At 67.2% G+C, this 13420-nt stretch carries 13 protein-coding genes; 5 read left to right on the top strand and 8 right to left on the bottom strand.

The features are described from left to right. Positions 1 to 6: 6 nt before the first annotated feature. Genes ACVENA_RS01875 through rimP form a run of 3 tightly spaced genes read right to left on the bottom strand, consistent with a single transcriptional unit; the run spans position 7 to position 2958 of the window. Entirely contained in the window at positions 7 to 777 is a 771-nt protein-coding gene (locus ACVENA_RS01875; RefSeq protein ID WP_449327396.1) for a DUF448 domain-containing protein, read from the bottom strand. Beyond that, entirely contained in the window at positions 758 to 2407 is a 1650-nt protein-coding gene (gene nusA, locus ACVENA_RS01870) for a transcription termination factor NusA (RefSeq protein ID WP_449327395.1), read from the bottom strand. Before nusA ends, ACVENA_RS01875 begins: the two co-directional genes overlap by 20 nt. Continuing rightward, positions 2407 to 2958 (bottom strand): ribosome maturation protein RimP, encoded by a 552-nt coding sequence (gene rimP, locus ACVENA_RS01865; RefSeq protein ID WP_449327394.1) that lies wholly within the window; start codon positions 2956 to 2958, stop codon positions 2407 to 2409. The genes nusA and rimP overlap by 1 nt, the downstream gene beginning before the upstream one ends. A gap of 461 nt (positions 2959 to 3419) precedes the next feature. On the opposite strand from rimP, the gene ACVENA_RS01860 reads away from it, so the two are divergent. From ACVENA_RS01860 to ACVENA_RS01840, 5 genes are all read left to right on the top strand, one after another. Then, on the top strand, positions 3420 to 4214 hold the full coding sequence (locus tag ACVENA_RS01860) for an ABC transporter ATP-binding protein (RefSeq protein ID WP_449327393.1): 795 nt from the start codon (positions 3420 to 3422) through the stop codon (positions 4212 to 4214). Between the two features lie 42 nt (positions 4215 to 4256). Further along, positions 4257 to 4532: a metal/formaldehyde-sensitive transcriptional repressor gene (locus ACVENA_RS01855; RefSeq protein ID WP_257547829.1), complete on the top strand. Its 276-nt coding sequence runs from the start codon at positions 4257 to 4259 to the stop codon at positions 4530 to 4532. Between the two features lie 10 nt (positions 4533 to 4542). Beyond that, complete coding sequence (gene dmeF, locus ACVENA_RS01850) at positions 4543 to 5463, top strand: CDF family Co(II)/Ni(II) efflux transporter DmeF (RefSeq protein ID WP_257547827.1); 921 nt, start codon at positions 4543 to 4545, stop codon at positions 5461 to 5463. A 121-nt stretch (positions 5464 to 5584) separates the two neighbouring features. Continuing rightward, complete coding sequence (locus tag ACVENA_RS01845) at positions 5585 to 6715, top strand: cell wall hydrolase (RefSeq protein WP_449327392.1); 1131 nt, start codon at positions 5585 to 5587, stop codon at positions 6713 to 6715. 44 nt (positions 6716 to 6759) lie between these two features. Beyond that, positions 6760 to 7146, top strand: coding sequence for a VOC family protein (locus ACVENA_RS01840; protein ID WP_257547823.1), 387 nt, complete (start codon positions 6760 to 6762; stop codon positions 7144 to 7146). Between the two features lie 29 nt (positions 7147 to 7175). Here the strand turns inward: ACVENA_RS01840 and ACVENA_RS01835 are convergent, their stop codons facing one another. From ACVENA_RS01835 to ACVENA_RS01815, 5 genes are all read right to left on the bottom strand, one after another. Continuing rightward, complete coding sequence (locus ACVENA_RS01835) at positions 7176 to 8888, bottom strand: ATP-binding protein (protein WP_257547821.1); 1713 nt, start codon at positions 8886 to 8888, stop codon at positions 7176 to 7178. A gap of 86 nt (positions 8889 to 8974) precedes the next feature. After that, a complete protein-coding gene (locus ACVENA_RS01830) occupies positions 8975 to 9745 on the bottom strand; it encodes a TIGR02186 family protein (protein WP_257547820.1) in 771 nt (256 codons plus the stop codon). Next, entirely contained in the window at positions 9742 to 10650 is a 909-nt protein-coding gene (locus ACVENA_RS01825) for a sulfite exporter TauE/SafE family protein (protein ID WP_257547819.1), read from the bottom strand. Before ACVENA_RS01825 ends, ACVENA_RS01830 begins: the two co-directional genes overlap by 4 nt. A gap of 106 nt (positions 10651 to 10756) precedes the next feature. Beyond that, positions 10757 to 11884: a hypothetical protein gene (locus tag ACVENA_RS01820; protein WP_449327391.1), complete on the bottom strand. Its 1128-nt coding sequence runs from the start codon at positions 11882 to 11884 to the stop codon at positions 10757 to 10759. Further along, a complete protein-coding gene (locus ACVENA_RS01815) occupies positions 11881 to 13302 on the bottom strand; it encodes a glycosyl transferase family protein (RefSeq protein WP_449327390.1) in 1422 nt (473 codons plus the stop codon). Before ACVENA_RS01815 ends, ACVENA_RS01820 begins: the two co-directional genes overlap by 4 nt. Positions 13303 to 13420 lie beyond the last annotated feature (118 nt).

Below are 13420 nucleotides of genomic sequence, written 5' to 3'. Positions count from 1 at the left end.
ATTCCTTCAATACGCGTCCGAAGTCGCGGAATCCGTGTCGGAATCCGTGGACGCCGTCTCCTTACCCGCAGAGCGGGAGTCGTTAGTCGAAACGCGGTCGGCCGCGTCCCTACTCCATCCGGTGAAAAACTGCCAGCGGGTCAAATGCGCCAGCACCCGGTCCGCGGCACGCGCGTCCACGATCGCCAGATGCACCGCATTTTCACGCCCCAATGCCATAGATAGGGACTGCCGGTCCACTGGCAAGATCAGGCCTTCGCGGCCCGAGCCTTCGTCCTCCTCGCCGACGCGCCACGCCTGCGCCAATTTCTTGCGCCCGTCCTCGCCCGCGTCGTTGGCATGAAGCAGCAGGCGCACCTGTCCGCGCCGCGCCGCCTGCTCGATCTTGTCGCTTCCCGAAATCAGCGTCCCCGAGCGCGATTCGAGGCCGAGCCGGTCAAGCGTCGCGCGCATCAACTGCACCTCGATCCGCTCACCAAGATCGTCGGGAATGACGATATGGCCTTCGTGAAGCGCGCGGGCGAGTCCGCCCTTCAGCTTGCCCTTGGCGCGGGCGGCCTCAAGATCGGTGCGATTGACGCCGATCCATGCGCCGCGCCCCGGCGCCTTGCCATGAACGTCGGGCGCGATCGTGCCGTCGGGTCCGAGCGCGAGGCGTACGAGCTGCTCCGCCGGCGAAACCTCACCGGTTACGACGCAGCGCCGCTCGGGCACATGCTGGCCGCGCCCCTTTGCGCGGTCGGTTTCGGTCAGCTGATCATTGCGAGGGGTCCGCATCGGCGGCCTCCCCGTTTTGCGGCTCTACCGCTTCGGCAGGCGCAACCGCTTCGGGTTCGTCATCGAACCAGTGCGCGCGCGCCGCCATGATGATCTCGTTGCCCTGCTCTTCGCTGAGGCCATATTCGCCGAGCACGCCGCCCTTGTCCTCGGCGCGTTCGCTGCGCTCGCGCGACGGGCCGCGGCGATTGTCCTGACGCTTCTTGGCGATCAGCTCGTCGGTGGCGAGGTCGGCGAGGTCGTCGAGCGTCTTGATCCCTGCCTTGCCGAGCGTGACGAGCATCGCCTCGGTCAGGTGCGGGATGTCGGCAAGATCGTCCTCGACGCCGAGGCCGCGGCGCTCCTGCCGAGCGGCCTCCTCGCGGCGGTCGAGCGCTTCGGTCGCGCGGCTTTGCAGTTCCTGCGCCAGTTCCTCGTCGAAGCCCTCGATGCTCGCGAGTTCGTCGAGCGGCACATAGGCGACTTCTTCGAGCTCGCCGAAGCCTTCGGCGACGAGAAGCTGCGCGAGCGTCTCGTCGACGTCGAGTTCTTCCTGGAACATCGTCGAGCGTTCGACGAATTCGCGCTGGCGCTTCTCGCTCGCGTCGGCTTCGGTCATGATGTCGATCTGGCTGCCGGTGAGCTGGCTGGCGAGACGGACGTTCTGGCCGCGGCGGCCGATGGCGAGCGAAAGCTGATCGTCGGGAACGACGACCTCGATGCGGCCGTCATCCTCGTCGATGACGACGCGCTGCACCGTCGCCGGCTGGAGCGCGTTGACGACGAAGGTCGCCGTGTCTTCCGACCAGGGAATGATGTCGATCTTCTCGCCCTGCATTTCCTGCACGACCGCCTGCACGCGGCTGCCCTTCATGCCGACGCAGGCGCCGACGGGATCGATCGAGCCGTCATAGCTGATCACGCCGATCTTCGCGCGCGAACCCGGATCGCGGGCGGCAGCCTTGATCTCGATGATCCCGTCGTAGATTTCGGGCACTTCCTGCGCGAACAATTTCTTCATGAACTCGGGGTGCGCGCGGCTCAGGAAAATCTGCGGGCCACGGTTCTCGCGGCGCACCGACAGGATGATCGCGCGGACGCGGTCGCCGACGCGCATCAGTTCGCGCGGGATCTGCTGGTCGCGGCGGATCACGCCCTCGGCGCGGCCGAGGTTGACGACGATGTGGCCGAACTCGACCGATTTCACGACGCCGGTGATGATCTCGTTCGCGCGATCCTTGAATTCTTCATACTGGCGCTCGCGATCGGCTTCGCGGACCTTCTGGAAGATGACCTGCTTCGCCGACTGGGCGTCGATGCGGCCCAGGTCGACCGCGGGCAGCGGATCGACGATGAAGTCGCCGAGCTTGGCGTCCTTCTGCAGCTTCTGGCCGGCGGCGAGGTCGACCTGCTTGAAATAATCCTCGACCTGCTCGACCACCTCGACGACGCGCCACAGGCGAAGGTCGCCGGTCTGCGGGTCGAGCTTGGCGCGAATGTCGTTCTCGGCGCCGTAGCGGGCGCGCGCGGCGCGCTGGATCGCTTCCTCGATCGCCTCGATGACGATGCCCTTGTCGATCATCTTCTCGCTGGCGACGCTGTTGGCGATCGCGAGCAGCTCGGCCTTGTTGGCGGAAATGGCAGTGGCCATCAGTCCTGTCCTTCTTCTTCCATATCGTCGGCGCCCTCGGTCGAGAGCGGGACGGTTGCGGCAATCAATTTGTCGGTGAGGACCAGCTTCGCCGTGTCGATCGTATCGAACGGCAGATGATGCTGCACACCTTCCTTATCCAAAATCATCACGACATCGCCCTTAGGGTCGATGCCGACCAGTTCGCCGTTGAAGCGCTGGCGCCCGTCGCGCTTCTCTTTCAGCGCGATCTTCGCCTCGTGCCCCGCCCAGTCGGCAAAGTCGGCGCGGCGCGTCAGCGGCCGGTCGATGCCGGGCGACGAGACTTCGAGCCGGTAAGCGCCGTCGATCGGGTCCTTGCCCGCCTCTTCCAGCGCATCGAGCCGTTCGGAGATGCGGCGCGACAGATCGGCGCAATCGTCGATGGTGAGCTGGCGCGTATCGGGCCGCTCGGCCATCACCTGCAGCGTCGGATCGCTGTCGCCGCCGAAGAAGGCGACGCGCACGAGCGCCAGGCCCATCGCCTCGGCTTCGGGCGCGATGATCGCGTTGAGGGCGTCGAAATCGACCAAATGCAATTCCCAAAATCGGATGACCGGAAACCATGCGGAAATAGCCGCCGCGGCCCGCGGCCCCGACGTCCCAACTGGCTAACCATGTCAAGAAGTAGGCGGCATATAGGCTTTGACGCATGAGTCGGCAAGGGGAGAATGGAAAGGCGGCTTTCGACCGGAAGCGGACCTACCTTACGTCGTCATCCCGGACTTGATCCGGGATCCATTCTCTCGGCGCCGGACGAATGGATCCCGGATCAAGTCCGGGATGACGAGAGTCTGAAAGTCGCGCGCAGCATCTCTTATCCTCGTCATTCCCGCGCAAGCGGGAACCCCGAGCGTGCGTCGGCTGACCCCACTCTGGGTTCCCGCTTTCGCGGGAATGACGAAAATTAGGAAGGGGCCGCTCCCCACCCCAAAGTCGCCAATCGCCACATGCCCCTTGCCCTATCATACCGCGTCATGCTCAACGCGCGCCCATGACTGATGACTCTCCCTTGCTCGCCCTGTCCAACGTTCGCGTCATGGCCGACGAGACGTGCATCCTCGATCTGCCTGCGCTGACCATTGCCGACGGCGAAAGCACCGCGATCCTCGGCGCCAACGGGTCGGGGAAGTCGACGCTAGTCAAGTTGATCGCGCGTCAGCTCTATCCTGCCTACGGCGCCGACGTCCGCATCTTCGGGCAGGACAGTTGGAACGTGTTCGAACTCCGCAAACTGCTCGGGATCGTGTCGACGACGATGCAGCTCGATTTCGATGCCGAGCCGCCGCTGGAGGCGCTCGACTGCGTCGTCTCGGGCTTCTTCGCCTCGCGCGGGCTGTGGGCGCATCAGCATTACACGCAGGAGATGATCGACGCCTCGCGCGCCGCGCTCGAAGAGGTCGGCGCCACCCATCTGATCGGGCGCAGCATGGCGAGTCTGTCGACCGGCGAGGCGCGCCGCGTGCTGATCGCCCGCGCGCTCGCGCACCGGCCGCGCGCGCTGCTGCTCGACGAGCCGTGCGCGGGGCTCGACCCCGCGGCGCGGCACCATTTCCTCGACATGCTGCGCGGCGTCGCGCGCGGCGGCACGACGCTGATCCTCGTCACCCACCATATCGAGGAGATATTGCCCGAGATCGGCCGCCTCGTGATGCTGCAGGGCGGGCGCGTGCTGCACGACGGCGCCAAAGCCGACCTGCTCACCAGCGACGCGCTGACCGGTCTTTTCGGCCTGCCGATCGATGTATCGCCGCGCGGCGACTGGTACGACGCCGCGATCGTCCACTGATCGCTTGCCCCGCTACGCTTATATAGGATAGGGGGGTATCCTATGTCGCATACGCACGCCAACAAGGATCAGCTTCTCGCCCGCACCCGGCGCATCGCCGGGCAGATCGCCGCGATCGAGCGCGCGATCGCCGATGAGGCAGGCTGTGCGGCCATCCTCCATCAGGTCGCTGGGGTGCGCGGCGCCGTCGCCGGCCTGATGGACGAACTCGTCGCCGACCATCTGCAATCGCATGTCGCCGCGCCCGGCCTCTCGGACGCCGAGCGCGCGCAGGGCGGCGAAGACCTGCTCGCGGCGATCCGCCGCTATACGAAATAGGGGGAGCCGCATGTCGCTCGACGACGACATCGACGCGCTGACGCACAGCCATGTCTATCTCGGCAAGCGGCACGACGAAAATGCGCGCCGTACATTGTGGGTCGTGCTGCTGACCGCGGTGATGATGGTCGCGGAGATCGCCGCGGGGCTTGCCTTCAACTCGATGGCGTTGCTCGCCGACGGCTTTCACATGGCGACCCACGCGGGCGCGCTCGGAATCGCGGCGCTCGCCTATCGCTACGCCCGGCGCCACGCGACGAGCGGGCGCTACAGCTTCGGCACCGGCAAGGTCGGCGATCTTGCGGGCTTCGCCTCGGCGCTGGTGCTCGGCATCGTCGCGATCGGCATCGCGTGGGAATCGGCGATCCGCCTCGTCGACCCCAGTCCCGTCGCCTTCGGCGAGGCGGCGGTCATCGCCGTGATCGGCCTCGGCGTGAATATCGTCAGTGCGCTGCTGCTCGGCCATGGTCACGGTCATGGGCACGACCATCATCACGACCACGCGCATGATCATCACCATGGGCACGAGACCGATAACAACATGCGCTCGGCCTATCTGCACGTCCTCGCCGACGCGCTGACCTCGGTGCTCGCGATCGCGGCGCTGCTCGGCGGGCGCTATTTCGGCTGGGTGTGGCTCGACCCCGCGATGGGCGTCGTCGGCGCGATCGTCATCGCCATCTGGTCCTGGTCGCTGATGCGCGACACCGCCGCAGTGCTGCTCGACGCGACCGACAAGAAACTCGAAGCCGAAATCCGCGCGCTGGTCGAAGGACCGGGCGACGCACGAATTCGCGACCTCCACGTCTGGCGCGTCGGCCCCGCCGCCCACGCCGCGATCGTCAGCGTCACCGGCACGACGCGCGCGGCGGTCTGCGAACGGCTGCGCCCGGTGCACGAAATCGAACATCTGACGGTCGAGATCGGCTGACGCATCACCTGTCCCCCTGCGGCACAGGACATCGGCGGCGAAACACTTTATTGGCGTTTCGGGGCATAAGGCAGGATGAGAGCGGCTGCGCGAATCGGCCGCGGAGATTGTAACGCGACGCATGAAGCCCGAACTCCATCTTGCCGCCCGCTCGACGTGGCGCGACCCGGCGCCGGAAAAACCGGCGGGGCCGGGGCGCGAATATTGGGGGATGCTGACCGCGATCACCATCGTCGCCTGCCTCGCGCTCATGCTGTCGACGGGGCAATACCGGCCGCGCGGCTTCGGTCCCTATAGCGTCAGCGTGCCGTTGACTTTCAAGCCCTATGATCCGGCGCGCTGGGCGGTGATGAATTCGGACAGCTATGAGGATGCGCTCAAGATCGATCCGACGCTGCCCGACCCCGCCAGCGTCGGCTATGCCGATGCGACCGCGCTGCCCCCCGCGTCGCCGACCGAGCTGCAGCAGGAAGCGTTCGTCGGCCCGCCCGCCAAGCCCTATGTCTTTCGCGGCCTGACCGCGCTCGACCGCGAGCGCGCGCATTATTGCCTGACTTCGGCTCTCTATTACGAGGCGGCGTCCGAAAGCGACGACGGGATGCGCGGCGTCGCGCAGGTGATCGTCAACCGCGCCCGCCACCCGAGCTTTCCCAACACGATCTGCGGTGTCGTCTTCCAGGGGTCCGAGCGCGCGGGCGTGTGCCAGTTCACCTTCGCCTGCGACGGCGCGATGGCGCGCGCGCCCGAACGCCGCAACTGGCTGCGCGCGAGCCGCATCGCCTCTGCAGCGCTGAACGGCTATGTTTTTCCGGGCGTCGGGCTCGCGACCCATTATCACACCACCGCGATCTGGCCGCGCTGGGGCAAGAGCCTCGTGATGACCAACATCGTCGGCGCGCATATCTTCCATCGCTGGCGCGGCCGCTGGGGCATGCCCGACGCCTTTCGTGCCCCCTATATGGGGCGCGAGCCGGTCCCCGGCCCCTATCTGCCGCTCGCGCAGCAACTCGCGATCCTCAAGGGCCAGGGGTTGCCGCCCGGCGCCGGGCCGGTGCCGGGGCTGACCGGCCCGGCGGCGCCGCTGCCCGATGTCGCGCCCGCGCCGCTGCCCGGCACGATGGGCGCCGCACCGCCCGCGGCGGCAACGACAGCGCCCACCGCAGCGCCCGCGCCGACCTACACCGATCCGCGGCTCAACCAGTCGGGGCAGATCAAGGAAGAGTTCAGCAAGAGCGGGGAGTGGATTCGCTGACCGAAGCCGCCTAGTCTCGCGCCCTCGGCATCAGGGAGGCAGGCATGGGACATGTAAAGGGCATCGGCGGACTCTTCTTCCGCGCCCGCGATCCGGAAGCGCTGTCGGCCTGGTATCGCGACCGGCTGGGGGTCGGCGGCGGGATCAGCGCCGACGGCAGCGAGCCGGTCAATCAATGGGTGTGGACGGTCACCGGCGGACCGCTGGTCTTTTCGCCCTTCAAGGCCGACACCGACTATTTCCCCGCCGATCGGCAGTTCATGATCAACCTGCGCGTCGACGACCTCGACGCCGTCCTCGCGCCGTTCCGTGCGGCGGGCGACGCGGTGATCACCAAGAAGGAATGGGACGACCCGAGCGTGGGCCGCTTCGCGCGGGTCCACGACCCCGAAGGCAACCCGATCGAGCTTTGGGAACCGCCGGCGAAATAGGTCCCCCCTCCCTGAAAGGGAGGGGTGATTTACCGCCCCTGGCTTCGCCAGCGCTTGACGACGCGCTCCAATATCTCCGCCTCGCCGCCGGTCTCGCGCCACAGCTTCGAGAACATCGGATCGCTCGACGCGGGCCTCTTGTCCTCGTCGAGCGTGTCGAGATAGACGCGGATCGGAATCGACACGCCCTCGCCGCAGACGATGCATTCGCGGTTGCGAAGCGCCGGGATCGAATCGATGAAGCCGCGCGCGCCTTCGGGCATCGCCGCCTTGACGAAATGCTGGTCGCGCTCGTTGTTGAGGCGCATCGAGATGATCGTGCCGCACTGGGAGAGCACGCCTTCGGCCAGATCCGACGGGCGCTGGGTGATCAGCCCCAGCGACACGCCATATTTGCGGCCTTCCTTGGCGATCCGTTCGAGAATCTTGCGCACCGCCTGGCCCTGGCCGATATCCTTCGACGGGATGTAGCGGTGCGCTTCCTCGCAGACGAGCAGGATCGGACGCTGCGGTTCGCCGCGCGACCAGATCGCATAATCGAAGGTCAGGCGCGACAGCACCGCGACGACGACGCTGGTGATATCGCTGGGAACCCCCGACACGTCGATGATCGAGATCGGACGGCCGTCCGACGGCAGGCGAAAGATCTTGCCGATGAAATTCGCCATCGTGTCGGCGACGAGCATGCCTGAGAACATGAAGTTATAGCGCGGGTCGGCTCGCATTTCCTCGATCTTGCCCTTGATCCGCATGAAGGGCGCCGACGAGGTCGCCTTGTCGAGCTTGCCCATCTCGTTCGTAAGGATGTTGAGCAGGTCGGAGAGCAGATAGGGGATCGGCGAGTCGACCGTGAGCTTGGTCATCCCTTCGGCCATGCGGTTCTTCTGCCGCGCCTGGAGCAGACATTTGGCAAGCACGTCGCAGTCGCTCTGGCGGTCGCGGCCCTCGCTGGTGACGAAGACCTCGCAATGTTCCTCGAAGTTCATCAGCCAATAGGGCATGGCGAGATTGTCGACATCGAACAGCGCGCCGGTGCCCTTGAAGGCGGCCGAATATTCGCCGTGCGGGTCGATCATCACGATATGGCCCTGCGGCGAAAGTTCGCAGATCTTGTGAAGGATCAGCGCGGCGCTGGTCGACTTGCCGGTGCCGGTCGATCCGAGCAGCGCGAAATGCTTGCCGAGCATCGCATCGACATAGAGCGAGCCGCGAATATCACGCGTCGGATAGATGGTCCCGATCTCGACATGCGCGCGTTCGTCGGCGGCGTAAATCTGCTTGAGGTCGTGGCTGGTCGCCGCATAGACCTGCCCGCCCGGGATCGGATAGCGCGTCACGCCGCGGCGGAAATTGTGGATGCGGCCGGTGATCTTTTCCTCTTCGCCTTCGCCGAGGAAGTCGATCGTCGCGACGATCAGCCCTTCGCCGCGCTCGTGCATCTGCTGGTCGCGGATGCTGGCGACGAGCCACACATTGCCGACGCGAATCTTGACCTGCGCGCCGACCTGCCCCGCCATCGCGACCGCCGCGTCGCTCGACGACGCCAATTGGCCGAGCGTTGCGGCATCGAGCAGAATCCGCGAATCCGACCCCGATATATCGATCACTTCGCCGATCAGCAGATCGTCGCGATGATGGGGGGTGACCGGCGCCACGGCCGCGGCGGTCCCACCGCCCGCAAGCCGGACATGCTGCGCGGCTGTCAAATCCCCGGCGCTGAACCCGCCACCCTGCATATCCATATCAAGCCCCCGCCTTTATCGTTCCGGCGCTGCTTATCGCAGGTGAGGGTAAATAAAGCGCTTATGCTGAATCGGCGGAAAAGCGCTCAGCGGCGGCGGAAAAGCGCCGATGCGCCATAGCCGAGGACCAGCGAAAGCATGACCGCGGTCAGGCCGTAGAGAAAGCCGTGCCGCTCGGCGGCGAGCGCGACGAACCGCTCGAACCCCGCCTTGCGGATCTGGACATCGCGCGAGGCGACCGCGATCACGCGGCCGCGGCTGATCAGATAGGTTTCGGCGCGATAGGTGCCGACGGGCACGCGCGCCGGCACCGGGATACGCGCGCGATAGAGCACGCCCTCGCTGATCTCGACCGCGCGCGGATTTTCGTAGAACAGCCCCGCGCGGCGATAGAGGTCGATCAGCCCCGCCTCGAAGCGCGCGAGCTTCTTCGCTTCGGAAAAGCCCGCGGGCGACATCGACAGATTGTCGAGGCCGAGCTCGAAGATCGCCGCGGTGCGCTCGTCGACCAGCTTGTCGATCGGCCGCGACGATCCGATCGCGTAAAAACCGGGCGAGGTGCGCAGCCGGATGCTGCTCGCATTGACCCAGATTCCCGCAACGCGCTGTTTCTCTCGCAGGACGATCGGCCGCACCGGCCCCTTCAGCACGACGACGATGTCGGTGCGGTCGTCGGGAAGCCGCTGCCCCGGATAGAGGATCGCGCCGAACAGCAGCAATTCCTCGCCGGTGAAGCTATACTGAATCTCGATCGCGCGGCTCGACACATCGGGCACGAGGCGCGGATCGTCGGCGCGCGCGGTGCCCACAGTCAGCAGCAGCGCCGATGCGCAGGCGAGAGCGCCGAGCCCCCTCATTGCACGGTGTAGATTTCTTCAGGGCGGATGAAGAGATCAACCGCCATGCGCAGCGCGACGATCAGCACGATCACCGCCAGTGCCATCCGCAGATATTCGGGCTTCACGCTCTGCGCGAACCGCGCGCCGATCTGCGCGCCGGTGACGCTGCCGACCAGCAGCAAAGCCGCGAGCACCAGGTCGACCGCGCCGGTGGTCATCGCATGGACCATCGTCGTCGCGATCGTCACGAACAGGATCTGGAACAGCGAGGTGCCGACCACCACCTGCGTCCCCATGCCGAGCAGATAGATCATCGCGGGCACCATGATGAAGCCGCCGCCGACGCCGAGCAGCATCGTCAGCACGCCGACCATCATGCCGAGCAGCAGCGGCGCGAGCGGCGAGATATAGAGGCCCGATCGATAGAAGCGCCAGCGCAGCGGCAGGTTGGCGACCATCGGATGGTGCCGCCGCTTGCGCGCCGCCGCGGGAAGCCCGGCGCGCATCCGCCGCAGCGCGCCCCACGCCTCGCGCGCCATGATCCCGCCGACCGAGCCGAGCAGCACGACATAGAGGATGTTGATCGTCGTATCGATCTGGCCCCACGCGGTCAGCAATTCGAACAGCCCGGCGCCGATCAGCGACCCGAACAGACCGCCGACGATCAGCACCCCGCCCATCCGCACGTCCACACCGTCGCGCTCGAAATGCGCAAGCGCCCCCGAAACGCTCGCCCCGGTGACCTGCGTCGCCGCCGACGCCGCGGCGACCGTCGGCGGAATGCCATAGAAGATCAGCAGCGGCGTCGTCAGGAAGCCGCCGCCGACACCGAACATCCCCGACAGGAAACCGACCCCGCCGCCGAGCAGGATGATGACCAGCGCGTTGACCGACAGATTGGCGACGGGAAGGTAAAGATCCATGGGCCCCGAATGACGTTCACGGCGCAGGAAATGCGCCGAGTCCGGCGACCCTAGAGCATTTTTCGGGGCCGGGGAATCGGCTGCGGCACCTAAATTTCGCGGCTCTCTAAAAGTCCGTGGCGAGGGTCAGTGCGAGACCGCTTTCGGGACGCGCATTGCCCGCGACCCGCTGTCGCCAGTCGAGCGCGATACGGCTTCCCCTGCCGACGTCGGGAAGCCGCAGGGTCAGCCGGGGACCGACATCGATCCGCGACACGCCCGGCTGGACCGCGCCGGCGGCAAGCGCGCCGAGCCGCAGCGGCGAACGCTCATCATCACCGAGCCGCCGGTCGACGACCAGCGCGCCGTCGGCGAAGCCGTCGCGCCGGCGCGCACCGACGACGCCAGCCTGTGCATAAGCATCGAGGTGGAAGCCCGCAGGAAGCGGAACGTCGCTGACGCCTCCAGTCGCCATCGCGGCGAGCGCGGTGCGCCCCTCGCTGCCGATCGCGACGCGCTGCTCGACCGCAATGTCGACCGGCAGACGCCGCACGGGCGCGAACGCCGCGCCAAAGGCAAGTTCGCGCTGTTCGGCCCGACGCATCGCCATCGTCGCGCGGCCATAGGCGCGCAGCCGCCCATCGTCGCCGAAGCCGTAGGCGAGGCGGAGGCCCACCTGCGAACCGCCGAGTTGGCCGCCGGCGGCGATCGCATCCGACGCGCCGGCCGATCCCTCGCGCAGATAGAGCCAGCCGCCGAGCGACCAGCGGGCCAGCGGGCGCTGCATCCAGAAGGACTCGCCCCGCCCCGGATCGCCCGCGGGGCGCGGCAGCGCGGCGCGCCACGGCGGCGGGTCGCCCCGCAGCGCGCCACCCGCCGGAACCCCGGGCAAGAACCGTGCGATCAACGCGAGCCGCAGACCATGCAGGTCGCCGCCGAACCCTTTGCCCCCAGCCGTACCCGGGACCGAAGAGGCGACCTCCTGCGGTGCCGCATGGAAGCGGGTCGCTGCGGCGCGTTCGGACGGCCTCGGCATAGCGGGCGAAAGGACTGCATCCGCCCGGTCGCGGGGAGCCGGCAAGATAAAGGGCGAAGGAATATTCCACGAGGGCCGAAGACCGGCCGGCGGCACCGGCATCGCCGGACTCCACAGCATCGCCGCGCGCAGCAGAACCCAGCCGCCGAGACAGAGCGCCAGAAAGCGCAGCGAAGCGGCGTCGCGCCCCGGCCGGGGGCCGGTCGCGGAGATCATCATGACCGGACCACCCGATGCCCGGGGGCTGTTTCGCCGTCCCGATGCTCGGTCTTTTCCCAAAGCACCTGCCCCGACCGCAGCATCCGCCAGTAAAGAGCAACCGCACGCCGCGCGGCCAACATCGCGATGACGTTGGCGACAAAGGCGCGCGGCACCGCCAGCAGCGCCTGGCGCGTGCCATACCAGCGCGCGGTGAAATGAACGCGCATCGCGAGGCGCCACAGCAGCAGCGCGGCGTTGAGCGTGAACAGCACACGCATCCCCCCACCCAGCGGCATGGATTCCCAACCCAGCAACGCTTCGCCGGCAAGCGACAGGCCGCTGGCGATCAGACCCAGATAGGCGGCGAGCAGGACCAGCGCGGCGAGCGGCGAACGCCGATCGCGCCACAGCATCCAGCGCGCGAGCCATATCCGCCAGCGCGATGCCTCGCCGCCCGAGAAACGCGCGCCGAGCCAACCGAGATGATCCCAACCCGCAAGCGCGATGCCCGCGATCCAGCGCGATTTCTGCCGTACAGCATGCTCGATCGATCCCGGGAAGCCGCCGCGCGAGACGATGCGGTCCCCCGTCGCGGTCAGGCTGTCGGCGAAACAGGCGCGAAGGCCATAGGCACCGATCAGCATTCCGACCTCATAATCCTCGGTCAGGCTGTCGGCGCGAAAAGGGTAGCCGCCGCGCTCGATCGCGAGCAAGGACAGGGCATTGCGCGTCAGGGCGCAGCCGACCCCCGCCGACGGGATCGGAACCCCGAGGCGCGAGCGCAGCGCCAGTTCCTTGCCGTGCGCCTCCGCGAACTCGTCGCCATAATGGCCGCCGATCCATCGCGACCCGCCGGTCACCATCGGCACCACGGGAATCTGGACCATCGCATGGTCGCCCAGATGTCGGCGGTACAATGCGATTTCGTCGGCGTGGACATGATCTTCCGCATCGTGCAGCACCACCGCCGCGAAGCGCCGTCCCTCCATCCGCTCATCCTCGCCGAGCGCGGCCCATAGGCGATTGAGATTGTCGCCTTTGGTCGTCGGCCCCTCGGTCTCCCCGACGACGAGGCGCAGCCGCGCATCGCGCGCGACAAGCGGCGAAACCGAAAAGAGCGTCGCGACGTCGTTGGGATAGCAGCCGACATAGAGGCGAACATTTTCGCCCGCCCACGCCGCGAGCATACGCCGGAGCGTCGCAGGCAGCACCTCTGCCTCGTCCCACGCCGGGATGAAAACGGCGATCCGCCCGTCGAGCGGCCTGCTTTCCGCCCCCAGCGGCGGTGCCGCCACCTTGCGCGGCATCGCAAGCCACAACAGATCGAACAGCAGATCGTCGATTCCGATCAGCAGAATCCCGACCGATGCGAACAGCATCAGTTCGTGGCCGGCCCCCGCGACCAGCCATTGCAACCATGCGGACGACGGCTCCACCCCGCTTGCCCCGCTCCCCCGCGCGGCGCTTGCCGCGATCCCGCATGGGGTAACCGGCTGTTAATTTTTGTAAAGGGTGACGCCCGGCCGCCCCGGCGCTAGGAATGCGGCTCTCTTC

The organism is Sphingopyxis sp. 550A (genome assembly GCF_053569535.1).
This window is presented reverse-complemented; position numbering and strand designations above follow the sequence as displayed.